General features: G+C 36.7%; 31 protein-coding genes. 27 read left to right on the top strand and 4 right to left on the bottom strand.

Going from position 1 to position 26,621, the window contains the following annotated elements:
* Positions 1–5 precede the first annotated feature (5 nt).
* On the top strand, positions 6–698 hold the full coding sequence (locus JG537_RS01675; RefSeq protein WP_199542855.1) for a 5'-methylthioadenosine/adenosylhomocysteine nucleosidase: 693 nt from the start codon (positions 6–8) through the stop codon (positions 696–698).
* 46 nt (positions 699–744) lie between these two features.
* Here the strand turns inward: JG537_RS01675 and JG537_RS01670 are convergent, their stop codons facing one another.
* Positions 745–1,395: a metal-dependent transcriptional regulator gene (locus tag JG537_RS01670; protein WP_199542852.1), complete on the bottom strand. Its 651-nt coding sequence runs from the start codon at positions 1,393–1,395 to the stop codon at positions 745–747.
* Between the two features lie 137 nt (positions 1,396–1,532).
* Entirely contained in the window at positions 1,533–2,357 is an 825-nt protein-coding gene (locus JG537_RS01665; protein ID WP_132869011.1) for a peptidylprolyl isomerase, read from the bottom strand.
* A 136-nt stretch (positions 2,358–2,493) separates the two neighbouring features.
* Between JG537_RS01665 and JG537_RS01660 the strand changes: the two genes are divergently transcribed.
* A complete protein-coding gene (locus JG537_RS01660) occupies positions 2,494–4,908 on the top strand; it encodes a DNA translocase FtsK (RefSeq protein ID WP_199542849.1) in 2,415 nt (804 codons plus the stop codon).
* Between the two features lie 33 nt (positions 4,909–4,941).
* Here the strand turns inward: JG537_RS01660 and JG537_RS01655 are convergent, their stop codons facing one another.
* Positions 4,942–5,295, bottom strand: coding sequence for a DUF3397 domain-containing protein (locus JG537_RS01655; RefSeq protein ID WP_199542845.1), 354 nt, complete (start codon positions 5,293–5,295; stop codon positions 4,942–4,944).
* Positions 5,296–5,595: 300 nt separating this feature from the next.
* Here JG537_RS01655 and rplK point away from each other — a divergent pair, with 300 nt between their 5' ends.
* The 23 genes from rplK to smpB all read left to right on the top strand — a co-directional run bounded on the left by rplK (position 5,596) and on the right by smpB (position 24,184).
* A complete protein-coding gene (gene rplK, locus JG537_RS01650; protein ID WP_020917264.1) occupies positions 5,596–6,021 on the top strand; it encodes a 50S ribosomal protein L11 in 426 nt (141 codons plus the stop codon).
* A gap of 155 nt (positions 6,022–6,176) precedes the next feature.
* Positions 6,177–6,866: a 50S ribosomal protein L1 gene (gene rplA / locus JG537_RS01645; RefSeq protein WP_004232886.1), complete on the top strand. Its 690-nt coding sequence runs from the start codon at positions 6,177–6,179 to the stop codon at positions 6,864–6,866.
* 207 nt (positions 6,867–7,073) lie between these two features.
* The gene (gene pyrH, locus JG537_RS01640; protein WP_074560734.1) at positions 7,074–7,811 is read left to right on the top strand and encodes a UMP kinase; all 738 of its coding nucleotides are present in this window, start codon (positions 7,074–7,076) and stop codon (positions 7,809–7,811) included.
* A 52-nt stretch (positions 7,812–7,863) separates the two neighbouring features.
* A complete protein-coding gene (gene frr, locus JG537_RS01635; RefSeq protein ID WP_004232884.1) occupies positions 7,864–8,421 on the top strand; it encodes a ribosome recycling factor in 558 nt (185 codons plus the stop codon).
* Between the two features lie 59 nt (positions 8,422–8,480).
* Positions 8,481–9,347 carry a CvfB family protein gene (locus JG537_RS01630; RefSeq protein ID WP_074560733.1) on the top strand — a complete coding sequence of 289 codons (867 nt, stop codon included), beginning with the start codon at positions 8,481–8,483 and terminating at the stop codon, positions 9,345–9,347.
* A 167-nt stretch (positions 9,348–9,514) separates the two neighbouring features.
* Complete coding sequence (gene msrA, locus JG537_RS01625) at positions 9,515–10,024, top strand: peptide-methionine (S)-S-oxide reductase MsrA (protein WP_199542842.1); 510 nt, start codon at positions 9,515–9,517, stop codon at positions 10,022–10,024.
* Positions 10,021–10,236, top strand: coding sequence for a YozE family protein (locus JG537_RS01620; protein ID WP_199542837.1), 216 nt, complete (start codon positions 10,021–10,023; stop codon positions 10,234–10,236). The genes msrA and JG537_RS01620 overlap by 4 nt, the downstream gene beginning before the upstream one ends.
* 104 nt (positions 10,237–10,340) lie before the next feature.
* Entirely contained in the window at positions 10,341–11,408 is a 1,068-nt protein-coding gene (locus JG537_RS01615; RefSeq protein ID WP_199542834.1) for a PhoH family protein, read from the top strand.
* A 157-nt stretch (positions 11,409–11,565) separates the two neighbouring features.
* Positions 11,566–11,790, top strand: coding sequence for a hypothetical protein (locus tag JG537_RS01610; protein WP_199542831.1), 225 nt, complete (start codon positions 11,566–11,568; stop codon positions 11,788–11,790).
* Between the two features lie 209 nt (positions 11,791–11,999).
* Positions 12,000–12,224: a hypothetical protein gene (locus JG537_RS01605; protein ID WP_132869205.1), complete on the top strand. Its 225-nt coding sequence runs from the start codon at positions 12,000–12,002 to the stop codon at positions 12,222–12,224.
* Positions 12,225–12,275: 51 nt separating this feature from the next.
* Positions 12,276–12,821: a GNAT family N-acetyltransferase gene (locus JG537_RS01600; protein ID WP_199542828.1), complete on the top strand. Its 546-nt coding sequence runs from the start codon at positions 12,276–12,278 to the stop codon at positions 12,819–12,821.
* A gap of 282 nt (positions 12,822–13,103) precedes the next feature.
* Positions 13,104–15,332: a starch-binding protein gene (locus JG537_RS01595; RefSeq protein ID WP_199542826.1), complete on the top strand. Its 2,229-nt coding sequence runs from the start codon at positions 13,104–13,106 to the stop codon at positions 15,330–15,332.
* Positions 15,333–15,516: 184 nt separating this feature from the next.
* On the top strand, positions 15,517–16,014 hold the full coding sequence (gene ybeY / locus JG537_RS01590; protein ID WP_199542824.1) for an rRNA maturation RNase YbeY: 498 nt from the start codon (positions 15,517–15,519) through the stop codon (positions 16,012–16,014).
* On the top strand, positions 15,995–16,405 hold the full coding sequence (locus JG537_RS01585) for a diacylglycerol kinase family protein (protein ID WP_074481392.1): 411 nt from the start codon (positions 15,995–15,997) through the stop codon (positions 16,403–16,405). Before ybeY ends, JG537_RS01585 begins: the two co-directional genes overlap by 20 nt.
* Positions 16,406–16,462: 57 nt before the next feature.
* Entirely contained in the window at positions 16,463–17,359 is an 897-nt protein-coding gene (gene era, locus JG537_RS01580) for a GTPase Era (RefSeq protein WP_074560727.1), read from the top strand.
* Between the two features lie 11 nt (positions 17,360–17,370).
* A complete protein-coding gene (locus JG537_RS01575) occupies positions 17,371–17,571 on the top strand; it encodes a hypothetical protein (RefSeq protein ID WP_199542822.1) in 201 nt (66 codons plus the stop codon).
* A gap of 272 nt (positions 17,572–17,843) precedes the next feature.
* Positions 17,844–18,665: a DNA-formamidopyrimidine glycosylase gene (mutM, locus tag JG537_RS01570; RefSeq protein ID WP_199542820.1), complete on the top strand. Its 822-nt coding sequence runs from the start codon at positions 17,844–17,846 to the stop codon at positions 18,663–18,665.
* The gene (gene coaE, locus JG537_RS01565) at positions 18,662–19,249 is read left to right on the top strand and encodes a dephospho-CoA kinase (RefSeq protein ID WP_281402424.1); all 588 of its coding nucleotides are present in this window, start codon (positions 18,662–18,664) and stop codon (positions 19,247–19,249) included. The genes mutM and coaE overlap by 4 nt, the downstream gene beginning before the upstream one ends.
* A gap of 123 nt (positions 19,250–19,372) precedes the next feature.
* Positions 19,373–20,581, top strand: coding sequence for a multidrug efflux MFS transporter (locus JG537_RS01560; RefSeq protein ID WP_484600439.1), 1,209 nt, complete (start codon positions 19,373–19,375; stop codon positions 20,579–20,581).
* Positions 20,578–20,724 carry a 50S ribosomal protein L33 gene (gene rpmG / locus JG537_RS01555; protein ID WP_074450694.1) on the top strand — a complete coding sequence of 49 codons (147 nt, stop codon included), beginning with the start codon at positions 20,578–20,580 and terminating at the stop codon, positions 20,722–20,724. Before JG537_RS01560 ends, rpmG begins: the two co-directional genes overlap by 4 nt.
* A gap of 118 nt (positions 20,725–20,842) precedes the next feature.
* The gene (secG, locus tag JG537_RS01550) at positions 20,843–21,079 is read left to right on the top strand and encodes a preprotein translocase subunit SecG (protein WP_004232859.1); all 237 of its coding nucleotides are present in this window, start codon (positions 20,843–20,845) and stop codon (positions 21,077–21,079) included.
* 242 nt (positions 21,080–21,321) lie between these two features.
* A complete protein-coding gene (rnr, locus tag JG537_RS01545) occupies positions 21,322–23,667 on the top strand; it encodes a ribonuclease R (RefSeq protein WP_199542816.1) in 2,346 nt (781 codons plus the stop codon).
* Positions 23,668–23,716: 49 nt separating this feature from the next.
* Positions 23,717–24,184 carry an SsrA-binding protein SmpB gene (gene smpB, locus JG537_RS01540; protein WP_132869451.1) on the top strand — a complete coding sequence of 156 codons (468 nt, stop codon included), beginning with the start codon at positions 23,717–23,719 and terminating at the stop codon, positions 24,182–24,184.
* A gap of 31 nt (positions 24,185–24,215) precedes the next feature.
* Here smpB and JG537_RS01535 read toward each other — a convergent pair whose 3' ends face one another.
* Positions 24,216–24,656, bottom strand: a complete 441-nt coding sequence (locus JG537_RS01535) for a MarR family winged helix-turn-helix transcriptional regulator (protein ID WP_199542804.1) — start codon at positions 24,654–24,656, stop codon at positions 24,216–24,218.
* A gap of 139 nt (positions 24,657–24,795) precedes the next feature.
* Here JG537_RS01535 and JG537_RS01530 point away from each other — a divergent pair, with 139 nt between their 5' ends.
* Both JG537_RS01530 and JG537_RS01525 read left to right on the top strand, forming a co-directional pair.
* Positions 24,796–25,242: a ferritin-like domain-containing protein gene (locus JG537_RS01530; protein ID WP_199542802.1), complete on the top strand. Its 447-nt coding sequence runs from the start codon at positions 24,796–24,798 to the stop codon at positions 25,240–25,242.
* A 10-nt stretch (positions 25,243–25,252) separates the two neighbouring features.
* Positions 25,253–26,599: a dihydrolipoyl dehydrogenase family protein gene (locus JG537_RS01525; RefSeq protein WP_199542800.1), complete on the top strand. Its 1,347-nt coding sequence runs from the start codon at positions 25,253–25,255 to the stop codon at positions 26,597–26,599.
* Positions 26,600–26,621 lie beyond the last annotated feature (22 nt).

Below are 26,621 nucleotides of genomic sequence, written 5' to 3'. Positions count from 1 at the left end.
TCGAGATGAGAATTGGAATTATTGCAGCAATGGAACAGGAACTGAAACTTCTTGTTGAAAATCTAGATAACAAAGCTGAACATGATGTTTTAGGAAATACTTACTACGAAGGTGACCTAGGAAATCATCAAGTTGTTCTTATTCAATCAGGTATTGGTAAAGTCATGTCAGCAATGTCAGTTGCTATTCTTGCAGATCACTTTGGAGTTGATGCTGTTATTAATACAGGATCAGCTGGTGCAGTAGCACATGACTTAAATATTGGCGATGTGGTGGTTGCAGACAAATTGGTTTACCATGATGTTGATGTAACAGCTTTTGGCTATGATTATGGTCAAATGGCAGGTCAACCACTTTATTTTGAATCAGATAAATCATTCGTTGATACTTTTGATCAAGTGTTAAACGAAGCAAATGTTGCTAGCAAAATTGGTTTGATTGCTACTGGTGATTCATTTATTGCTGGTCAAGATAAAATTGACGCGATTAAAGCAGCTTTTCCAGAAGTTCAAGCTGTTGAAATGGAAGGAGCAGCCATTGCTCAAGCAGCTCACAATCTGCACAAACCATTCATCGTTGTTCGTGCGATGTCTGATACAGCTGCACATGATGCCAACATTACTTTTGATGAATTCATCTTAGAAGCTGGTAAAAAATCAGCTAAGATTTTGATGGAATTTCTTGAAAAATTAGCTTAATAAAAATCCTGAGGCAACATGTCTCAGGATTTTTTGTATGGATGAATTAATCGATTTTTTGAACATAAATTTGTTCAGCGATTCTTTCAGGTATTACCAAGTGTTGTGACTGGTAAGCTAAAGTGTGTGTCTTAGCATAGTCATCAACTTTGACTAAATCAACAGTATCATTGATAGCTAAGCCGTGCTCTTCAAGGTAATTTAGCAAATGAGCTTCATCGTGAGTTCGGCTGATTTGGTAAGTACCAAGTTCTTCAATTTGACTAAGTGTTTGGTTATGAACTTCAATCAACAATTCCCCTTTTTTAGGAATTGTGCCACCGTGAGGACAAAATTCAGGGAAGTTGAGCTTTTCTTCTAAGCGGTCAATGAAGATTGTAGACACAGTGTGTTCAAGTACTTCTGCTTCTTGATGGATTTCATCAGCGTTGTAATGAAGGTGATTAGCTAAGAAGACTTCAATCAAACGGTGTTTACGATAAAGTTGAGAGACTAATAATAGTCCTTTTCTAGTCAGATAGTAGCCAACTTCTTTGTTTTTAACGATAAGGCCTTCAGCAATCATTTTCTTGACCATCTCAGTAACAGCTGGTGCGGATACTTGCATCAAGGCAGCAATTCGTTTATTGGTTATCTTAGTTTTAGTTTCTCCTAATTCATGAATACATTTTAGATAATCTTCTTTATTTGGTGTCATATTATCTCGCTTTCTGTCCTTCTATTATAGCAAAAATCCTTTAACCGTGAGGTGGAAAGCTTGTTATCATAGGATTATTTTTGAAAAAAACAAGCAAAAAATCAAGGCAGGAAATCCTAGCTTGATTTTTAAGGGAATTATTTAAAGTTGTAATCTTTAACAATGTCAATAGTTTTAATAGTGATATCACTAGTTGGTTTATCATTGTTATCGGTATCTACTTTAGAGATAGCATCAACAACATTCATGCCATCAATGACTTGTCCAAAGACAGTATAATTGCCATCTAGACTAGGATTGCCCCCTTTAGTGTAGGCATCGATAATAGCTTTTGGATAATTATCACTTGATAGCTGACTAGACTGATCTGCTGGATTTTGGTTGATGAAGAATTGGCTACCATTTGTATCAGTGCCAGCATTTGCCATAGCAAGAGCACCGCGTACGTTATAAAGATAAGGTGAGATTTCATTAGCAAATCCGTTACCTGAATCGATTTTCTTATCTTTTCCTTTCCAGATAGATTCTCCACCTGTTCCATTTCCTTTAGGATCACCAGACTGAATCATAAAGTCAGAAATCACGCGGTGGAATAAGAGGCCATCATAATAGCCTTTTTTAGCATGAGTTAAGAAATTTTCAACAGCAAGTGGGGCATATTTTGGAAAAAGTTTGATAGTGATGTCGCCCTTAGAGGTGTGCATGATGACTTCAGCTTCGTTTTGAGCAACTTCTGTTGATAATTGTGGAAAAGCTGAGCTGTCGGCTGTTAAGGCCTTTTTCAAATTTTTTTGGTATGCTTTTGATGAAGAAGCGCTGGCGCTAGCTTGTGCGGCAGAAGAACTAGCTGCTGTTTTAGCATCGACATAGTCATTTCCGCGGATAGCACGTGTCATGCTTTCACAACCAGATAAGCTTGCTAGACAGAGTATGGTTAAACCAAGTGACCAAATTTTTTTCATGATACCTCCTCGTTGACTGATAGTGTCGTATTATAGTGACAAAGTGTCAATAAAATTATTGAAGTTATTAGCTATTTCATTTTATCATAAATCTAAGCTAATGACCTAAAAGCTTAAAAAATGATATAATATGTGTATGGCAAAATCAAAAAGTAGAAGAAAAGGTCGTAAAACACGGCGACCGACAAAAGCAGAAATAAAAAGACAGAAGGCACTGGAACGTTTTATTTTAGCAATTGTTATTGCGGTTATTTTTTTCTTTGCGATTGTTCGCTTGGGGATTTTTGGAATAACTGTTTATAACATTGTGAGATTTGCAGTAGGTAGTTTGGCCTATGTGTTAATGTTTGCAGTCCTCATATATTTTCTCGGATTTAAATGGTTCCATAAGCAAACTGGACTTATTGGCGGATTTGTAGTAACCATGATTGGTCTCTTACTAGAATGGCATGCTTATCTATTCTCGTTAGCTAAGTTTCGTGACAAGGAAATCTTCTCGACAACAGCAAGTTTGATTTATAATGATTTGATTAGATTTAAAGTCACAACCTTTGCTGGTGGGGGAATGCTTGGTGCAGTTCTATACAAACCGGTAGCATTTCTTTTCTCAAACGTTGGAACGTTTTTGATTGGGGGACTTTTCATTATCCTTGGACTCTTTTTAATGAGCCCATGGGAAGTCTACGATTTAGTAGATTTCTTTAAAGAAAAATCACAAGAATGGGCTGCTAAAAATGAAATCAGAAAACAAAAACGTTTTGTTAAACGTGAAGAAAAACGCGCACTAGCAGAACAAAAACGTCAAGAAAAAGCTCAAAAAGAGGAAGAAAAACGTCTAGCTCAAATGACTGTTGATGAAGAAACAGGTGAGATTCTTGAAGGTCCGGATGATAATGAGGCTTCTTTATTTGATAATCTTCCGGCAGCAGAAGCTAATGCTGAACCAGAAATTTTAGCTTATGATCATTCATTAGATGGTTTAGAAGTACCTTCGTTTGAAGCTAGTCCTGAACCTGTAATGCCAGATATGACAGTTCCTGAGCAAGAAATGTTAGATGAAGAAGATGATAACGAGCCTTTGGAAGTTGATTTTACAGCTAAGGCAAACCTTCTTTACAAGCTTCCAACGATTGATTTGTTCGCTCCAGACAAACCTAAAAATCAGTCTAAGGAAAAAAATCTGGTTCGAAGAAATATCAAAGTTTTGGAAGATACTTTCAACAGCTTTGGAATTGATGTTAAAGTTGAGCGAGCAGAAATCGGACCATCCGTGACTAAATACGAAGTCAAACCAGCTGTCGGGGTACGAGTCAATCGTATTTCAAACTTAGCTGATGATTTGGCACTTGCTCTTGCAGCAAAAGATGTTCGTATTGAAGCACCAATTCCAGGTAAGTCTTTGGTTGGTATTGAAGTGCCAAACTCAGAGATTGCAACGGTTACTTTCCGTGAACTCTGGGAACAAGCCAATACGGATCCTAACAAGCTGTTAGAAGTACCGCTTGGTAAAGCTGTCAACGGAACGGCTCGTACCTTCGACCTTGCTCGTATGCCTCACTTACTTGTTGCTGGTTCTACGGGTTCTGGTAAATCTGTTGCGGTCAATGGTATCATTGCAAGTATCTTGATGAAAGCTCGTCCAGATCAGGTTAAATTCATGATGATTGATCCTAAGATGGTTGAGTTATCAGTTTATAATGACATTCCTCACCTTTTGATTCCAGTAGTAACCAATCCACGTAAAGCAGCAAGAGCTCTTCAAAAAGTGGTTGATGAGATGGAAAATCGTTATGAACTCTTTAGCCATTTTGGTGTGAGAAACATTGCTGGTTATAATGCCAAGGTAGAAGAATTCAACGCTAAATCAGATCAAAAACAAATTCCACTTCCATTAATTGTTGTTATTGTTGATGAGTTAGCTGACTTGATGATGGTTGCTAGCAAAGAAGTGGAAGATGCGATTATTCGATTGGGACAAAAAGCGCGTGCGGCAGGGATTCACATGATTCTTGCAACGCAACGTCCATCTGTTGATGTTATTAGCGGATTGATTAAGGCTAATGTACCATCTCGTGTTGCCTTTGCAGTATCATCTGGAACGGATAGTCGTACGATTTTGGATGAAAATGGAGCTGAAAAACTTCTTGGGCGAGGAGATATGCTCTTCAAACCAATTGATGAAAATCACCCTGTTCGCCTGCAAGGTTCCTTTATCTCTGATGATGACGTGGAACGTATTGTTGGTTTCATTAAAAATCAAGCTGAAGCTGATTATGATGACAGCTTTGATCCAGGAGAAGTTTCTGAATCAGATTTGAATTCTGGTGGCGGTGGAGGTTCTCAAGAAGGTGATCCACTCTTTGAAGATGCTAAGGCTTTGGTTCTTGAAACACAAAAAGCTAGTGCTTCAATGCTTCAACGTCGTTTATCTGTTGGGTTTAACCGTGCTACTCGATTGATGGATGAACTAGAAGCAGCAGGAGTCATCGGACCAGCCGAGGGAACAAAACCACGTAAAGTTTTAATGACGAACTCAAATCCAGAAGCATAATAAAAAACGTTAACCGTAAGGTTAACGTTTTTACTATGCAATTGTAAAAATTAAAATCAAGACAATGATATAAAAGATAAAGGTTAAAATAAAACCTGAGCGCCAGAAAAACTTACCAAATCGACGGTAAGAAAAGGATTGACTTCGCTTCAAAAAGACAAAAGTTATTATCAGCGATAGTAAGCACAAGCAGATTACGTAGTAAAAGAAAACACTACTATCTAAAAATTTATTTACAACTAAGGCGATTTCAAAAGCAAAGAGCGGAAATGCTAAATCTGTAAACAGAATTCCAAAGCGTTTTAAGTTGAAAAAATTAACTAAAATATAAGCAAAAATTGGTGTTAAGAAGATAAAAGAAAAGGAAAATAATTTGTACATCATCATGTCTTATATTTTATACTGAAAGCTTGAAGAAGTAAATAATTAGAAGATTATTCTTGAAAAATACTTTTGAATTTTTTAAGAGTTAGAGGAGTTTGAATGCTTAGTATTCAAAGATGAAAGTGCTTGAATTCTTAATTAAAGAGGAAAGTTGCTAAATCAAGCTTATTTTAACAAATTATTAAGATAAATTCCTTGCTTTTTCACAAAATTAATGTATAATGTTAAAGTATGCTATTGAGCATATCTGTGGGAGGTAAAAATCTTAATTACCGCCAAAACCACAACAGGAGGATTTTATAAATGGCTAAAAAAGTCGAAAAAGTTGTTAAACTTCAAATTCCTGCTGGTAAAGCTACACCAGCTCCACCGGTTGGACCAGCTCTTGGTCAAGCAGGTATCAACATCATGGGATTCACTAAAGAATTTAACGCTCGTACAGCTGACCAAGCTGGTATGATCATCCCAGTTGTTATCTCAGTATATGAAGATAAATCATTTGATTTCGTAACTAAAACACCACCAGCTTCAGTTCTTTTGAAAAAAGCTGCAGGTGTTGAAAAAGGTTCAGGAACACCTAACACAACTAAAGTTGCAACAGTTACTCGTGCACAAGTACAAGAAATTGCTGAAACTAAAATGCCAGACTTAAACGCTGCAAATGTTGAATCTGCAATGCGTATGATTGAAGGTACTGCTCGTTCTATGGGATTCACTGTTGTTGACTAATCAATAGCAACCCAATTAGTGGATTAATTGAGGTAAACACACTGTACCGTTGAGATTAGTTCACGCTAGACCCGCAAGACTTCATCGTAATTTGATGAGTGACGTGGGAGATTTTAAATCAAATCGATATGACCACATTACAAGGAGAATTTTAAATGGCTAAAAAAAGCAAACAAATGCGTGCTGCACTTGAAAAAATCGACAGCACAAAAGCTTACAGCGTAGAAGAAGCTGTAGCTCTTGCAAAAGAAACTAACTTCGCAAAATTTGATGCATCTGTAGAAGTTGCATACAAACTTAACATTGACGTTCGTAAAGCAGACCAACAAATCCGTGGTGCAATGGTATTGCCAAACGGTACTGGTAAAACACAACGTGTTCTTGTTTTTGCACGTGGTGCTAAAGCTGAAGAAGCTAAAGCTGCTGGTGCAGACTTCGTTGGTGAAGACGATCTTGTTGCTAAAATCAACGACGGTTGGCTTGACTTTGACGTAGTTATCGCTACACCAGACATGATGGCTATCGTTGGACGTCTTGGACGTGTCCTTGGACCTCGTAACCTTATGCCAAACCCTAAAACTGGTACAGTAACTATGGACGTTGCTAAAGCAGTTGAAGAATCTAAAGGTGGTAAAATCACTTACCGTGCTGATAAAGCAGGTAACGTACAAGCTATCATCGGTAAAGTATCATTTGACGCAGACAAATTGGTTGAAAACTTCAAAGCTATCCACGAAGTTATGGTTAAATCAAAACCTGCTACTGCTAAAGGTACTTACATGACTAACTTGTCAATCACTACTACACAAGGTGTAGGTATCAAAGTAGATCCAAGCTCATTCTAATTGATACATTAATGAAGAATCCGTTTCTTTGAAACGGATTTTTTTATGGGCTGTGTGATCTTTCTAATGAAATGAAAAGGGAAATGATTTATCTGTTTGAATCACATAGTTGATCTGTTTTTAATCTTTCAAAATTCAACGAATTTTGCTAGGTAAAATAGGCAAATTATGTTAAAATAATAAAGATAAAAAAAGGAGTAACTTGAAGTGGAACCTAAGTATAAACGTATTTTAATTAAATTATCTGGTGAAGCGTTAGCTGGTGAAAAAGGTGTCGGAATCGACATTGAAACTGTTAAAACTATCGCAAAAGAAATTGCTGAAGTACATAGTTCAGGTGTAGAAATTGCTTTGGTTATTGGTGGTGGAAACCTTTGGCGTGGTGAACCAGCTGCTGCAGCTGGTATGGACCGTGTTCAAGCTGACTACACAGGTATGCTTGGAACAGTTATGAACGCTCTTGTTATGGCTGATAGCCTTCAACAAAATGGTGTTGATACACGTGTTCAAACCTCAATCCCAATGCAAAACGTTGCTGAACCATACATCCGTGGTCGTGCGCTTCGTCACCTTGAAAAAAATCGCATCGTGATTTTTGCTGCTGGTATCGGCTCACCTTACTTCTCAACTGATACAACAGCTGCTCTTCGTGCCGCTGAAATCGACGCTGAAGCTATCTTGATGGCTAAAAATGGTGTTGACGGTGTTTACAACGCCGATCCTAAGAAAGATGCTAATGCTGTCAAATTTGATGAATTGACACACGGTGAAGTGATTAAACGTGGTCTTAAAATCATGGACGCAACTGCATCAACACTTTCAATGGACAACGATATTGACTTGGTTGTCTTTAACATGAACCAAGCTGGTAATATTAAACGTGTTGTCTTTGGTGAAGCTATCGGTACAACCGTTTCAAATAAAGCTGAACACCACGACAAATAATTGTCAGCTCTGCTATTTCCCAAAAAACAAGAAATGAGGACTAATACTATTTATGGCTAATGCTATTATCGAAAAAGCTAAAGAACGCTTTGAACAATCACACAGCTCATTAGCACGCGAATTTGCTTCAATTCGTGCTGGTCGTGCAAATGCATCTCTTTTGGACCGTATCCAAGTTGAATACTACGGTGCAATGACACCACTTAACCAATTGGCTTCTATCACAGTTCCAGAAGCACGTGTTCTTTTGATTTCTCCATTTGATAAATCATCATTGAAAGATATCGAACACGCAATCAACGCTTCAGACCTTGGTATTAACCCTGCTAATGACGGTTCAGTAATCCGTTTGGTTATTCCTGCCCTTACAGAAGAAACTCGTAAAGCACTTGCTAAAGACGTTAAAAAAGTCGGTGAAAATGCTAAAGTTGCTATCCGTAACATCCGTCGTGATGCTATGGACGAAGCTAAAAAACAAGAAAAAGCTAAAGAAATCACTGAAGACGAATTGAAAGTTCTTGAAAAAGACATTCAAAAAGCAACTGATGAAGCTGTTAAACATATCGACACTATGACAGCAAACAAAGAAAAAGAATTGCTTGAAGTCTAATTAATAAGAAAAAAGGTTAGGGGGTGGACTTTCCACCCCCTTTTATAAAGGAAGAATAAATGAATAATTTACTTGCCACTGTCATCACAGGACTTGTGATTGACGAAAATGCGAAAGCGTATTTTGTACAAAAAGATGGCGTGACTTTCATGTTAGACAAGGCTGAGGGTGAGCACAAGATTGGTGACATGGTCAAAGGATTTGTCTACACTGATATGCATCAAAAAGCTCGTATGACAACAGCAGAAGTTGCCACAACTCGTACTAGCTACGGTTGGGGTGTTGTCACAGAAGTTCGCCGCGATTTGGGTGTCTTTTTGGATACAGGACTTGCTGACAAACAATTTGTTGTCTCACTTGATGTCTTGCCTGATATGAAAGAACTTTGGCCTAAAAAAGGTGATAAACTTTATGTTCACCTTGACGTGGATAAAAAAGACCGTATCTGGGCAATTCCAGCGCAACCTGAAGTTTTCCAAAAAATGGCTGGACCAGCTTACAATAACATGCAAAATGAAAAATTGCGTGCCATTGTTTACCGTTTGAAATTATCTGGAACATTTGTTTACTTGCCAGATAACAACATGCTTGGTTTTATTCACCCTAGTGAACGTTATGCAGAACCACGTCTTGGTGAAGAGGTGACAGCACGTGTTATTGGCTTCCGTGAGGTTGACCGTACGCTTAATTTGTCATTAAAACCACGTTCATTTGAAATGCTTGAAAATGACTCACAAATGATTTTGACTTATTTACAATCAAATGGTGGCTTTATGACATTGAACGATAAATCATCTCCAGCTGATATCAAAGCAACGTTTGGTATCTCTAAAGGGCAATTTAAAAAAGCTCTTGGTGGTTTAATGAAAGCTCGCAAAGTCAAACAAGACCAATTTGGTACAGAATTGATTGAAAACGAAGATTAATGGTAAAAAGATTGCGATTTAGTTTTTTAATTAGTCGTAGTCTTTTTCATTTCAGTTTAAAAGTATCCATAGGATAGATTCGCTTTTTAGTTTTTGGGCTCGTGAAAATAATATCCACTGGATATTTTTTTGATATAATAGACTCACTATATTTTGGAGGTTATAGAATGGAACGTGCGATTTTTGCAGGTGGTTGTTTCTGGTGCATGGTACAGCCATTTGAAGAACAAGATGGAATTTTATCAGTTCGTTCTGGTTATACTGGAGGACATGTTGAAAATCCTACCTATGAACAGGTCAAGGCACATGAAACTGGTCATACAGAGGCTGTTGAAATTATTTTTGATGAGAGCAAGATCTCTTATGCTGATTTAGTAGAGATTTATTGGGCACAGACTGATCCAACAGATGCTTTTGGTCAATTTGAGGATTGTGGAGATAACTACCGCCCGGTTATTTTCTATAGTAACGAGTCTCAAAAAGAAATTGCTGAAGCATCTAAAGCTGCTTTGCAGGCTTCTGGACGTTTCAAAGAACCAATTGTAACAGCTATTGAACCGGTGCAGCCATTTTATTTGGCAGAGGATTACCACCAAGGATTCTATAAGAAAAATCCTGAACATTATGCCAAAAGCAGTGCAATTAGACATGTGTTTTTAGAGGAGAATTGGCAATGAGAAAGTCATTTTATACTTGGTTAATGACGCAGCGCAATCCCAAAAGTCATGAGCCGGTCGCAATTTTGGCTGACCTTGTTTTTGAAGATACTATGTTTCCAAAGCATACAGATGATTTTGAAACAATAAGTCGTTATCTAGAAGATGAGGCTGTTTTTGCTTTCAACCTGAGTGAATTTGATAAGATTTGGGAAGATTACCTAGCGTATTAAGATAAGCTAACTTTAAATAAAAACGAAATCACGGTAAGCCGTGATTTTTTGTTTTAAATAAGCTATAATAGGCTTATCAAACACAAAAGAAAGAGGGACTCTATTTGCAAGAGCATTCTGTTGAAATTACTTTAAATCATCCTGATGATGTGCTAGCGCTGTTTGGTTCAAATGAGCGCCATTTGAAATTGATTGAAGACAATCTTGGGGTTATTATTCATGCCCGCACAGAGCGTGTGCAGATTCTAGGAGATGACAAGGAAAGTGTCGAGTTGGCGCGTGTGACCATTCAAGCATTATTAGTTTTGGTTTCTCGTGGGATGTTAGTGAATACTTCTGACGTAGTAACGGCTCTTTCTATGGCACAAAATGGCTCTATTGACAAATTTGTTGCCCTTTATGAAGAAGAAATTATCAAGGATAATTCTGGAAAACCGATTCGTGTTAAAACCCTTGGACAAAAAGTTTATGCTGATAGTGTTAAATCACATGACGTTGTTTTTGGAATTGGTCCTGCAGGTACAGGGAAAACTTTCTTAGCAGTCACTTTAGCTGTGACAGCTTTAAAGCGTGGACAAGTTAAACGTATAATTCTAACACGTCCAGCAGTTGAAGCAGGTGAGAGTCTTGGATTTTTACCAGGTGACTTAAAAGAAAAAGTTGATCCATATCTTCGTCCTGTTTATGATGCACTTTATCAAATTTTAGGAAAAGAGCAAACCGCACGATTAATGGAACGTGATATTATTGAAATTGCACCGCTGGCTTATATGCGTGGTCGAACATTGGATGATGCATTTGTGATTCTGGATGAAGCCCAAAATACGACTATTATGCAAATGAAGATGTTTTTGACTCGTCTTGGGTTTAACTCAAAAATGATTATTAATGGTGATACAAGCCAGATTGATTTGCCTAAGAAGGTTAAATCTGGTTTGATCGATGCTACTGAAAAATTAAAACATATCAAGCAGATTGACTTCGTGCATTTCTCAGCTAGCGATGTGGTTCGACACCCTGTGGTTGCTGAAATTATCAACGCTTATGAGAAAGATGCAGAGAGAAAGCAGGGGCATCAATCATGTGAAAAAATTGTAGAATCAGCTACAGAATCAGGTTTTGCAAGCTATGAAACCATTGGACAACCTGCTGCTGATAAAGATGACAAATAATTGCAAGCTGCACTTAGGTGTGGCTTTTTTTATTTTCATATTTGCGAATGTTAGTTTAGACTGTTTTTTTGAGGTAAAATAAGGTATATTTTTTTTCATGATATTTTCACCGAAAAAGAAAAATTATATTAAATAAGTGTACTAATGGAGGATTTTTATGGATAATCGTGAGGTACTCGATAGCTTAACTGAATTGAGTGTTCAATTAGCAAGTCAAGCAGATCAATTAAATCGTAAGTTAAACATGATAGATAAATTATCATTAAATCTAGAATCTGATTCAGAATCTGATTTTTTTATCAAACTTGGAGAAGAGGCTAAGGATTTAGCATATGATTTTCAATCTTTATTAATACACATGGATTCAAAAGTTAAGGCGTGAAGGTACTAGCCTTATCAACAAGTCAAACGGGTTGAAAAAGTGAAAAATGAGAGTAATTTCCCTTTTTGGACAGAAAATCTATAATGACTAAAAATACTAGTAAAATCTAATTTTTAGGGTAAAATAGATTATGGTAATTGTACTTGGAAGTTTCAAAATATTTTCAGAAATTATATCTGCTATATGTATTACCAACTAGGAGGAGATTTATGTGTGATCGTGATTCACTTAAGAAGTTGACTGAAATGAGTGAGATGTTAACCAGTCAAGCGCAAAGACTTGAAGGAGATCTAAAAGCTTTAGACTCAGATATTGATGCTGACATTTTAAAGAATCTTGGAAATCAGGCAAAGCACTTGGCCAGTGATTTTCAAGATTTGATAGTTCACATTGATGAAGAGATGGTAAGCCAAAAAGACAATCAAGAAAAGTAAGTTGGCCTTTTTAAGGTCGCTTTTTTTTGATAGGAGTTTAAGGGAGAAAAGATGCTAGAAGAACAATTAAAGAAACATAGTGAGTTAAAAACTGAGCGGTTGTTATTGCGACCGGTGACAATGGCTGATACAAAAGCTATGTTTGCTTACACATCTGATGAAGAAAATACAAAATGGGATTTTCCAGCTAATCAGACTATAGAGGAAACTCAAAAAGTGATTAAGGAAATTTATCTCAAAAGTCCTCTTGGTCGTTATGGTATAGAATTGAGAGATACATCTGAGTTTATCGGAACGATTGATCTTATGAATTGGTCAGATGGAAAACAAGCAGAAATTGGCTACATTATTAATAAAAAGTTTTGGGGACGTGGCTTTGCAACTGAAGCGAGTGCTGAGATTTTAAAACTTTGTTTTGATATTTTAGGTTTTGAAGAAATTCATGCTTTTTGTGCTGTCCAAAATCCTGCTTCAGCACGCGTGTTGGAAAAAATTGGAATGGCAGAGGTGGAACGGATTCCTAATGATAAACAATTTAATGGTCAATGGATAAGTAGTCAGCATTTTAAAATGACAAAGGTAAACTATTTAAAATAAAAGGTTTCATGGTATTTTTGTCATTTTTTTGATTAAATTGTCAAAAAATTCCCATTTTTGGTTGCGCTTCCAAAAAAATGTGCTATAATATAGACAAATATGCAACCGATTGCAACAAAAAATTGGAGGTATGCCTATAAGAAAATTATTTGATAACTATACTTTTTAGTCATGCAGGTATATGTTGTTGATTGGACAGGTTTCACGCATAATACTGCTTTATTTTTTGTTTATTTCTGAAAGCGGTTGCGTATTTTAACTTATCTTTATAGGAGATTATTTATGTCACTTCGTAATAAAGTAAATTTGAAAAAGAAAATGAAAAAAGGTTTAGGCTCTCTATTAGTTTTGACAGCAGTCAGTGCCGGTGCTTTTGCACAAGCTAATGCTGTTAAGGCTGATGAACAAGTCTCAATGAAAGAAGGAACAGTACTTCACGCATGGTGCTGGTCTTTCAATACTATTAAAGATAATATGCAAGCAATTAAGGATGCTGGTTACACTAGTGTTCAAACATCACCAATTAACCAAGTTGTTGTTGGAAATGGTGGTAATAAGAGCTTGAAAAATTGGTACTATCAATATCAACCAACATTGCATACTATTGGTAACTACCAACTAGGTACTGAAGAAGAATTTAAAGAAATGAACCGTGTGGCTGATCAATATGGTATTAAAATTATTGTTGATGCTGTTCTTAACCACACAACATCTGATTACAATCAAATCAGCCCAGAAATCAAAAAAATTCCAAATTGGACACATGGTAACAAAGAAATTAAAAACTGGAATGACCGTTATGATGTGACACAAAATGCTCTTCTAGGTTTGTATGATTTGAATACTCAAAATCCACAAATTCAACAATATCTTTTGAATTTCTTGAAAACAGCAGTTGCTGACGGTGCTGATGGTTTCCGTTATGATACTGCTAAACATATTGAGTTACCAGGCGAATATGGTAGTAATTTCTGGAATGTTATTTTGAACAATGGATCTGAATTCCAATATGGTGAAGTTCTTCAAGATAGTATTTCTCACGAAGCAGATTATTCTAAATTGATGAGCGTTACAGCTTCAAACTATGGTAATCAAATTCGTAATGATTTGAAAGATAAACGTGCAGCTGCTGGTAACTTGATGAATTATCAAGCACAAGGTGTTGATCCATCTAACCTTGTCACTTGGGTTGAATCTCATGATACTTATGCTAATGATGACCAAGTATCAACTTGGATGAGTGATGATGATATCCGTTTAGGTTGGTCAATGATTACTGCACGTGCTAAAGGAACTCCATTGTTCTTCTCACGTCCAGTAGGTGGTGGTAATGGTACACGCTTCCCAGGTCAATCACAAATTGGTGATGCTGGTAGTGATCTTTACAAAGACCCAACCGTTAAAGCTGTTAACAAATTCCACAACGCTATGGTTGGCGAATCAGAATACATTCGCAACCCTAATGGCGATGAACAAGTGGCTATGATTGAACGTGGTAATAAAGGTGCTGTTATTGTTAACCTTGGTAATGGCGACAAACAATTGAATTCAGATACAAAATTGGCAGATGGTACTTATACAGACCAAGTTTCTGGACGTCAATTTAACGTTTCAAATGGTCATATCACTGGTAATGTGTCATCTCGCTCATCAGTTGTTTTGTATGATGCTAAACCTGATGGTACTGCACAAGTTTCAATCGATGGTTATAAAGAGGGTGATAACAGTATTTCTGCTGCAACAGAAGTAACGTTGAAAGCTAAAAATGCTGAGTCTGCTACTTACAAACTTGACAATGGTCAAGAAGTAGCTTTCCAAGATGGTGATAAAATCACTGTTGGTGAAGGGCTTGAAGCGGGACAATCAACAAGTGTTATATTGACTGCAACAGGTGCTGATGGTCAAGCAACAACTAAAACGTATACTTTCACAATGAAAGATCCTAGTGCTGAAACAAATATTTACTTCCAAAATCCAGATAACTGGTCAGAAGTATATGCTTACATGTATTCAGCAAAAGATACTAAACTTCTAGGTGCGTGGCCTGGAACTAAGATGACAAAAGACTCAACAGGTCGTTATACAATTTCTGTTCCAGCATCTTATGCTGAAGAAGGCGTTAAAGTGATCTTTACAAATAATCAAGGATCACAATTCCCTCAAAAAGAAGGATTTGATCTTAAAGCTGAAGGTGTCTACTCTAAATCAGGTTTAGTTCCTGCTGTTCCAGCCGGTAAAACACGCGTAACCTTTGACAACCCTGGCGGTTGGGATAATGCCAATGTTTACCTTTACTATGGTAATCCAGTACAAACACCTCTTGGTGCATGGCCTGGAACACAAATGACAAAAGATGATGCTGGTAACTTCTACCTAGATCTCCCAGAAGAATATGCTGATGCAAACGCCAAAATCATCTTCAACCAACCAGGTACAAGTAACCAATTCCCTTACAGCGTTGGATTTGATCTAGTGAAATCTGGTAACTACAATAAAGATGGATTAAAATAGTCATTTATTAACTAACTTTTTACACATTCTGACTCCTTTTCCCAGAAAGAAGTAGCTGTCCCTGGCTACTTCTTTTTTACTTCAAAACGGATTGACCAGAAACTTTCTTAGTGCCTAAAATGGCGCTGTTATCGTTAATATGGTATAATGTCAATGATATAATTAGAGTTGAAAGAAGATTAATATGTACGTTGAAATGATAGATGAAACTGGTCAAGTTTCAGAAGAAATTAAAAAACAAACTTTGGATTTGTTGCAATTTGCAGCTGAAAAGACTGGTAAAGAAAATAAAGAAATGGCTGTAACTTTTGTGACAAACGAACGTAGCCACGAATTGAATTTAGAATATCGTGATACAGATCGTCCAACAGATGTTATCAGTTTGGAGTATAAACCTGAATCAGATTTGACATTCTCAGAAGAAGATTTAGCTGAAAATCCTGAGCTCGCAGAAATGTTAGATGAATTTGACGCATATATTGGTGAGCTCTTTATTTCTGTTGATAAAGCACGCGAACAAGCAGAAGAATATGGTCATTCTTTTGAACGTGAGATGGGATTCCTAGCGGTACATGGTTTCTTACACATTAATGGATATGACCACTATACCCCTGAAGAAGAAAAAGAAATGTTTACTTTACAAGAAGATATTTTGACTGCCTATGGACTTAAGAGACAATAATTCGCCTAAAAAGTGGAAAAATCGCACCTTGGTTTCTAGTATGGAATTTGCCATTACTGGAATTATTACAGCATTCAAGGAAGAAAGAAATATGCGTAAGCACATGGTTTCAGCTATTTTAGCAACTGCAGCAGGTGCTGTCTTTCGTATATCAGCGATGGAATGGCTATTCTTATTTTTAGCTATCTTTTTGGTCATTACTTTGGAAATGATTAATTCAGCTATTGAAAATGTGGTCGACCTTGCTAGTGATTACCACTTTTCAATGCTAGCTAAAAATGCTAAAGATATGGCAGCAGGTGCCGTTTTGGTTGTTTCTGCTTACGCTATTGTGACTGGATTAATTATTTTTGTACCTAAGATTATTGCCATGATTTTAGGGAGTCGATAACACTATATTTATAGAGAAATTGAAAGGAGTAGGGACGTTTAACGTCCTTTATATCTTATGTTTAAATCAGGTTTCGTTGCGATTTTAGGTCGCCCAAACGTTGGTAAATCAACATTTTTGAATCACGTGATGGGGCAAAAAATTGCAATTATGAGTGACAAAGCTCAAACAACTCGTAATAAAATTATGGGTATCTATACAACAGATACTGAACAAATCGTCTTTATTGACACACCAGGTATTCACAAACCAAAAACAGCACTTGGTGATTTCATGGTTGAGTCAGCATACAGCACACTTCGTGAAGTTGAGACAGTTCTTTTTATGGTCCCAGCTGACGAAAAACGTGGTAAAGGTGACGACATGATTATCGAACGCTTGAAAGCAGCTAACATTCCAGTTATTTTGGTTATCAATAAAATCGATAAAGTGCACCCAGACCAACTTTTGGAACAAATTGATGATTTCCGTAGCCAAATGGATTTCAAAGAAATTGTGCCAATTTCAGCCCTTCAAGGAAATAACGTTGAAACACTTCTTAATATCTTAAAAGATAACTTGGAAGAAGGTTTCCAATATTTCCCAGAAGATCAAATCACTGACCACCCAGAACGTTTCTTGGTGTCAGAAATGATTCGAGAAAAAATCCTAAAATTAACTGAACAAGAAGTGCCTCACTCTGTTGCAGTTATCGTTGATTCAATGAAACGTGACCCAGAAACAGACAAAGTTCACATTCGTGCGACAATCATGGTTGAGCGTGATAGTCAAAAAGGAATTATCATTGGTAAAAAAGGTGCTATGCTTAAGAAAATTGGTAAAATGGCACGCCGTGATATTGAAATCATGCTTGGTGATAAAGTTTATCTTGAAACATGGGTTAAAGTTAAGAAAAACTGGCGTGATAAAAAACTTGATCTCGCAGACTTTGGTTACAACGAGAAAGAATATTAGGAAATTTTGTTATGTCAATTTTGGAACTTTTAGGATTCATTTTTATATTAGGGTTGATTTTATTTTTACATTTTTTAGCATATCCTAAACAAGAGGGTGGAGATAGTACATTGATTGGAATTAAACCTATATATCCACTGCAAAAGTTTTTAGAAAATTTATTATTACCTTTTGCTTTAGCAGCTTTAGCATATTTACTTATGGGTAAATGATGATTTTTTCCATTGAATAACTGACTTTGGTTACAACGAGAAAGAATATTAATATTTTGAAAAAAGAAAAAGGAGATGGCCTTTTGGCCTCTCCTATTTTAAAATAATCGGTTTTGTTATTTCGAATAACGTTTAGAAAGGAGAGGGACTAGTTCGTGTTACTTTGAACACGGACAAAAGGCTGTGTAAAATAGATAGGTCATTTCAAAAATCAGGATTTCTGATGACCTTCTAATTTTACTTTGTCTTTTAACGTCCTTTGTATCAGAAAGATGCCGGAATTGCCTGAGGTTGAGACTGTTAGACGTGGTCTTGAAAAGCTAATTGTTGGTCGGAAGATTGTTTCTGTTGATGTTCGTGTGCCTAAGATGATTAAAACGGATTTGTCTGCATTTGAGACAGAAATTTTGGGGCAGACCTTTCAGTCTATTGGAAGACGTGGAAAATATTTGTTGCTGAATCTAGATAAGCAAGTAATTATTTCTCATTTGAGAATGGAAGGAAAGTATTTGCTTTTTAAAGATGAGGTACCTGAAAATAAACACTTCCATACATTTTTTGAACTTGATGATGGGGCGACCTTGGTTTATCAAGATGTCCGTAAATTTGGAACAATGGAATTGATGAGTAAGGGTCAGGTTGATGAGTATTTTCGCCAGAGAAAGTTAGGGCCTGAGCCGACAGAAGAGGATTTTGATTTATCAGCATTTGCTAAGAAATTATCAACTTCTAAAAAGTTGATAAAACCTTATCTTTTGGAGCAGACTTTGGTTGCTGGTCTTGGAAATATTTACGTGGATGAGGTTCTCTGGGCAGCAAAAGTTCATCCTGAGCGTCAGGCTAATAGTCTTCGAGAAGATGAAGTAAAAAGATTACATGATGAAACCATTCGAATCTTACAACTCGGAATTGAAAAGGGTGGCTCAACGATTCGAACTTACCAAAATGCATTAGGTGAAAATGGAAGCATGCAATATTATTTGCAAGTATACGGGAAAACTGGGGAACCTTGCCCACGTTGTGCTACGCCTATTGAAAAAATTAAAGTAGGAGGTCGCGGGACACATCTATGTCCTGCTTGTCAAAAACGATGACGAAAATTATTGGAATAACAGGGGGCATTGCTTCTGGGAAGTCTACCGTTGTTGCTGAAGTTAGAAAACATGGTTATCAGGTCATTGATGCCGATCAAGTGGTTCATGAACTTCAGGCTAAGGGAGGAAAACTCTATCAAGCACTCTGTGACTGGCTTGGTAGTGACATTTTACAGGAAAATGGTGAACTCGATCGAAAGAAATTAGGTCAATTGATTTTTTCAAGTCAAGAGATGTTAACCAAATCTGCTAAGCTTCAAAATGGTATTATCCGAGATGAGCTGGCTCATCGTCGAGATGAGTTGGCTAAGACACAGGATGTTTTTTTCATGGATATTCCACTTCTCATTGAGCATGATTATATGGATTGGTTTGATGATATTTGGCTTGTTCATTTGGATGAACAAACGCAATTAGAACGGTTGGTGATGCGAAATCATTTTTCAAGAGAAGAGGCTCAAAAACGAATTGCTAGTCAAATGTCAACAGAAGCCAAAAAGCCTTATGCTGATAAATTGCTCGATAATAGCGGTAATATTAAGGAGTTGAAGGAGCAGGTAAATCACCTTTTATCTGAATTATAGCTGATTATTTTTCTTATTAGAGTGATTGTTTAACAAGAAAACGCTTTGCGAATCAGGATTCTCTCAATTGAATTAGAATGTGTTATAATAGCAATTGACGTTTTTTTGAAAAGAAGGTGAACAATCATAAGTAACGAAGTTAATTGGAAACAAAATTTACGAATAGCTTGGCTTGGTAACTTTTTTACTGGGGCAAGCTTTTCGCTTGTCATGCCATTTATGGCTTTATATGTGGAAGAACTTGGCGCTCCTAAAAACAAAGTTGAATGGTATGCTGGGTTGGCAGTGTCCCTATCAGCACTTGCTTCAGCATTGATTGCCCCAGTTTGGGGGCGCTTGGCAGACCGCTATGGAAGAAAAACGATGATGGTAAGAGCTAGCCTTGCAATGACTTTTACCATGGGTGGACTAGCTTTTGTTCCTAATGTTTTCTGGTTGCTAGCGCTACGCGTTTTAAATGGTCTGTTTTCAGGTTATGTTCCAAATTCAAATGCCTTAATTGCCAGTCAAGCACCTAAGAGTCGTTCTGGTTACGCGCTTGGGACGCTGGCAACAGGAGTTATTGGAGGTAGCTTAGTTGGTCCATTATTAGGTGGCGTTTTAGCTGAAATCATGGGAATTCGACAAGTTTTTCTACTAGTTGGTTTCATTTTATTAATCTGTAATTTACTAACAGTCTTTTTTATTAAGGAAGAATTTCAGCCAGTTACAAAAGCAAATGCGATGTCAACTCGAGAAGTCTTTTCTTCAATTAAGGACAAACAAATCCTTATTGGGTTATTTGTAACGAGTATGATTATCCAAATTTCTGCACAATCAATTTCCCCAATCCTAACACTGTACATTCGTAATCTCGGACAAACTGAGAATTTGATGTTTGTATCAGGTTTGATTGTGTCTGCTCTTGGGTTTTCAAGTATGTTATCGAGCTCGACTCTTGGTAAAATTGGTGATAAAATAGGTAATCATAGACTACTTTTGATAGCTCTGTTTTATAGCTTTGGTATGTATGTCTTGTCTGCCATGGCCCAAAATTCATTACAGTTGGGAATTGTTCGTTTCTTGTATGGGTTTGGTACGGGTGCCTTGATGCCAAGTGTTAATTCGCTGTTGACTAAAATCACACCAAGAGAAGGTATTTCACGTATTTTCAGCTATAATCAAATGTTTATGAATATTGGACAAGTCTTGGGGCCGTTTGTCGGTTCAGCAGTAGCAACAGGAATGGGATACCGTTCGGTCTTCTACGTGACAAGTCTTATTGTCTTTGTAAACTTCGCATGGAGCTTTATCAATTTTAGAAAATATTTGAAAGTTAAGGAAATCGTGTGAGAGTAAAGATTAATTTAAAATGCAGTAGTTGCGGAAGTAAAAACTATTTGACAAGCAAAAATAAAGCAACTCATCCCGATAAAATTCAGGTTTTGAAATATTGTCCTAAAGAGCGAAAAGTAACCTTACATGTTGAATCTTAAGGATAATTATGATAGAATAATCAAGACCATAGTGTAGGAAAGGAATAGAACCCAGAAGGTTGATGTAGTGGATGATTTTCCGATTTTAAGCCCTTCTGACGCGTTCTTAGTGAAAAATATGTACAATGTACTACTGACAATTTTGCTGGTATTATCTGTTATTATCGTGATTGCCATCTTTTTGCAACCACAGAAAAATCCAAGTAGCAATGTATTTGATAACAGCGGTTCAGAAGCTTTATTTGAACGTACTAAAGCGCGTGGCTTCGAAGCGTTTATGCAACGTTTTACAGCAGTTCTAGTATTCTTTTGGCTAGCAATTGCTTTAGCGCTAGCAATCTTATCAAGTAAATAGATAGCAACTGACGAAAAAGCTGCTTAATAGCTTACGTTGGCTGCGCATCTTGAATTTTGTACGAAAATTCATGGGCTGGTCATTCAGCTCATTTTTTATTATTAAGTAGTGAGGAGTCTGTTCAATAGCCGATTGGAATTTGAGATTCAGTGACTTTTCACAACTTCCATCAAGCTAGAAAACGAGAGGATAGAAATGAAGTAGGGCTTTTTTGTCAAATGGTCTTACTTGTAATCACAATTATGAATGAAAATATTATTGCTTATTTAAAAGAGCATGGAAAAGTAAATATTAATGAATTGGCTAGTGGATTGGATATGGCTGGTGCTGAAAAATTCCCACAGCTTATCAAAGAAATTTCACAGTTAGAAAGTAAGGGAGAGCTCCGTTTTGATGATAACGGGAACCTTGCCCTTCGTAAAAAAGAAGAGAAGAAAAAAGAAATCACTGTCACTGGTGTCTTTCGTGCTAACAAAGCTGGATTTGGTTTCTTAGCTGTCGATGAAGACGAAGATGATATGTTTGTTGGTCGTAATGATGTTGGTCATGCGGTCGATGGAGATACGGTTGAGGCGGTCATTAAAAAGCCAGCCAATCGTCTTAAAGGGACAGCTGCTGAAGTCCGTATCGTAGGAATTGTTGAACGTAGCTTAAAAACAGTTGTTGGTAAATTTATCCTAGACGATGAAAAGCCAAAATACGCTGGCTATATCAAGTCTAAAAATCAAAAAATTCAACAAAAAATCTACATTAAAAAAGAACCTGTTGTCTTAGATGGAACTGAAATTATTAAGGTTGATATTGATAAATACCCAACTCGTGGACATGATTATTTTGTCGGTCATGTGCGTGATATTGTTGGCCATCAAGGCGATGTTGGTATCGATGTTCTTGAAGTCCTTGAATCAATGGACATTAAATCAGAATTTCCAGAAGATGTTATGGCTGAAGCAGAAGCTGTACCAGATGCACCATCTGAGAAAGATTTGATTGGTCGTGTTGATTTGCGTAATGAAATTACCTTTACTATTGATGGAGCTGATGCCAAAGACTTGGATGATGCTGTTCATATCAAATTATTAGATAATGGTAATTTCGAGCTAGGGGTTCACATTGCTGATGTTTCGTACTACGTTACAGAAGGATCTGCTCTTAACCGTGAAGCAGTAGCACGTGGAACATCTGTTTATGTAACAGATCGCGTGGTGCCAATGCTACCAGAGCGTTTGTCAAATGGTATCTGTTCATTGAATCCAAATGTGGATCGTTTGACGCAATCATGTTTGATGGAAATTGACCGCAATGGTCATGTGGTTAATCACCAAATCTGTCAATCAGTCATCAATACAACGTTCCGCATGACTTATAGCGATGTCAATGACATTATCGCAGGTGATGAAGAGTTGATTGAAAAATACCAACCAATCGTTGAATCTATTCATCACATGGCTGCTTTGCATAATATTTTGGAAACAATGCGTGTGAGTCGCGGTGCTTTGAACTTTGATACGAGTGAAGCTAAAATCATCGTCAACGACAAAGGTATGCCAGTTGATATTGTTCTTCATGAACGTGGTATTGCAGAACGCATGATTGAATCATTCATGTTAGCAGCTAACGAAACAGTGGCAGAGCACTTTGCAAAACGCAAATTACCATTTATTTACCGTATCCACGAAGATCCAAAGGCTGAAAAATTACAGAAATTCCTTGATTACGCAAGTATTTTTGGAGTACAAATTCATGGTACAGCTAATAAAATTAGCCAGCAAGCTCTGCAAGATTTCATGGCTAAAGTGGAAGGTAAACCAGGTGCTGAAGTATTGAATATGATGTTGCTACGTTCAATGCAACAAGCGCGTTATTCTGAACATAATCATGGTCACTATGGTTTGGCTGCTGAATACTATACACACTTTACAAGTCCAATTCGTCGTTACCCTGATTTGCTTGTTCACCGTATGATTCGTGAGTACACACAAGTCACAGATGATAAAATCGAACATTTTAGAAATATTATTCCTGAATTGGCAACGTCATCATCAACCCTTGAACGTCGCGCTATTGATGCCGAACGTGTGGTTGAAGCCATGAAAAAAGCTGAATACATGGAAGAGTATGTTGGTCAGGAATTTGATGGTGTAGTAGCTAGTGTTGTGAAATTCGGTATGTTTATCGAATTACCAAATACCATTGAAGGTTTGGTTCACATCACAACTCTTCCAGAATTCTACAACTACAACGAGCGTACATTGACACTTCAAGGTGAGAAATCAGGTAAAGTCTTCCGAGTTGGTCAACAAATTAAGATTAAATTGACGCGTGCTGATAAAGAGACTGGTGACATTGACTTTGAATACATTCCAAGTGATTATGATGTGATTGAAAAAGTTAAAAAATCACGTAAAGATCGTTCAGGAAAGGATAAAGGCCGTCCGAAATCTGATAATCACAAAAATCGTAAAAAAGACCACAAATCAAACAAACAACGTAATCATAAATCTTCAAAATCATCTTCTAAAAAATCAGGTAAGAAACCTTTTTACAAAGAAGTAGCTAAGAAAAAATCACGTAAAGCTAAAAAGTAAAAGGTTGAAACTGCTAACCCAAAATTTGACATAAGAGAGGTAGCTTAATATGCCAAAAGGTGAAGGAAATGTCGTTGCTCAAAATAAAAAAGCACGTCATGACTATAATATTGTTGATACCATCGAAGCTGGAATCGTTTTGACAGGAACAGAAATCAAGAGCGTTCGTGCTGCACGTATTCAGCTCAAAGATGGCTATGCCCAAATCAAAAATGGTGAAGCTTGGCTGATTAATGTCTATATTTCACCTTTTGAACAAGGAAATATTTGGAATCAAGACCCTGAGCGCACTCGTAAATTATTGCTAAAAAAACGCGAAATCGAAAAATTATCAAATGACCTAAAAGGAACAGGGATGACCCTTGTACCACTTAAAGTTTATTTGAAAAATGGTTTCGCTAAAGTTTTGCTTGGTGTGGCAAAAGGGAAACATGATTATGATAAACGTGAGACCGTCAAACGTCGTGAACAAGACCGCGATATCAAACGCCAAATGAAAAATTTTAATGCAAGATAAAAGAGTTTGGATAAATCCAAACTCTTTTTTATTATAATAATTTTTTTAATTCTTCAATCAATATATGATTATCAGTTATCATTTCCTCAATCTTTCCCTGTAAAGCAGGTGTAAATCTTCCTACGCAAGTGTGTAATTCTTGTTCAACATCAGCTTGAAGTGCTTTACCAGTTTGAGTAAGCGAAACGATTAATTGACGCTGATCTTCTTCGGGACGAATCCGTGTTAGATAACCTTTTTCTTCTAAACGTTTAAGAAGCGGTGTCAGTGTATTACTAGCAAGGTCTAATTGCTTTCCTAACTCACGCAAAGGAAGATTATCAGTTTCCCACAATGCAAGTAAAACAATATATTGTGTATAGGTTAAATCAAATTTAGCTAGTTTTTGTTTATAAAATTGATTGAAAACCCTATTAGCATTATAAATCGCAAAACATAATTGATTAGTTAAGGTAGGATGTTGTTCTGTCATAACTTCTCTTTCTTTGTATTTACTTGCTCTTATCATAACATAGAAAAAAATAAATGTAAAAGTTGACAACTTGCTTTTTGAGTAGTAAACTTTAATCAATCGCGCACGATTATTTTTTTGAAAAAGAGGATAATGAATAATGAATACTATTGATATTTTACAAAAAATTGGAAATGGTGTTTTAAGCCAGTCAAATAAACATCAGATGCTTGCTTTGCAATTTGAAGCACAAGGGTTTAAAAAATTAGCTGAAAAATATCAAAGTCATGCTGAAGAAGAACGTGACTTTGCCCAGCAACTTTTTAACCGTATTTTAGATTTAGGTGGCATTCTCTCTTACCAGAGTCAAGAAGCTTTCGAAGTTCCCACAACAGCTCTCGAATGGCTTAGGCAGGATCTAGAGATCTCAAAAAATAGTTTGCAGGATTTACTGCCAATGGTAAAAGCGGTATCTGAAGATTTGGTGACGTATGATTTACTTAAAGATTATTACAAAGATGAAGAGGCTGATTTACAGTGGACGCAACAGCAATTAGATTTAATTAATTTTATTGGTTATCAAAATTGGTTGTTACAACAACTTTAAGGAGACAAAAATGACTTTTGATTATGATATTGTCTTTATTGGTTCAGGGCATGCAAACTGGCATGCCGCAGTGACTTTAGCTAAAGTTGGAAAAAAAGTTGCTATTGTTGAAAAGGATGTTACAGCTGGAACATGTACGAATTATGGCTGTAATGCTAAGTTCTTATTAGATAGTCCATTTGAATTCGTTGATGCCTTATCACGCTATGAAAAAGCTGGCATTACAGGAAATACAGAGGTTAATTGGCAAGAACTTATGGCATTTAAAAAAGCTGAGATTCCAACTTATGCACCTCTTATGGAAGGAATGTTTAAGCAATTAAATATTGATTTACTTAAAGGGTATGGAAAATTGCTTGATGCTCATACGGTTGATGTGGATGATACACAAGTCACTGCCGATTATATCGTCTTAGGAACTGGGCAACGTTCAGCTCGTCTAGCTATTCAAGGACAAGAATTCTTACATGATAGTCGAGAATTTCTTGATTTGGATGTTATGCCAAAACGTATCACATTCATCGGTGCAGGAATTATTTCCATGGAATTTGCGACTATGGCAGCAAAACTGGGTTCAGAAGTACATGTGATTGAATATGCCGATAGAGCCTTGGCTGCTTATCCAGAAAATTACGTTGATACTGTCGTCACTAAAATGGCAGCAGAAGGTGTCCACTTCCATTTCAATCAAGCGGTTCAAAAAGTTGAGAGCATTGATGATGGATTACGTGTGACAACAGCTCAAGAGTTAATCCTTGAAACAGATTATGTCCTTGATGCTACTGGTCGAATCCCAAATGTTGAAAATCTTGGACTCGAAGAGTTAGGGATTGAATACAATCGTTCAGGAATTGTTGTTAATCAGCATTTACAAACTGCCGTGCCAAATATTTTTGCTAGTGGTGATGTTGTTGACAAAACTATTCCACGTTTAACTCCGACAGCAAGCTTTGAATCTGATTATATTGCAGCTTTTATTTTAGGCATGAATACTGAGGCGATTACTTATCCAGCAATTCCAAATCTAGTTTATACCTTCCCACGTATTGCACAAGTCGGGGTGACTATTGATGAGGCTCGTGGTAATGACGATTATCGTGTTGTCGAAGTCCCATTTGGACAACAATTAAAATTCCAGACAAAATTAGAAGATGATGCGCATGTGACTTTGATTATTAACCAAAAGAAAGAATTGGTTGGAGCTAGCTTTTTAGGAAATGAAGCTGGCGAGATGATTAATCTTTTGACATTAATGATTAATCAAAAAGTAACAGCAAGTGATTTAAGCCAAATGATTTTTGCCTTCCCAGGAACAAGTAGTGGTTTAATTAGCGCAGTGAAAATGGCTTTATTGTAATAAAAAACCTTGAACTATTGTT

Origin of the sequence: Streptococcus vicugnae, from assembly GCF_016461705.1 — a bacterium.
Lineage (GTDB): Bacteria > Bacillota > Bacilli > Lactobacillales > Streptococcaceae > Streptococcus > Streptococcus vicugnae.
The sequence above is the reverse complement of the archived record's forward strand: the minus strand, read 5'-3'. Positions and strand labels throughout refer to the sequence as shown.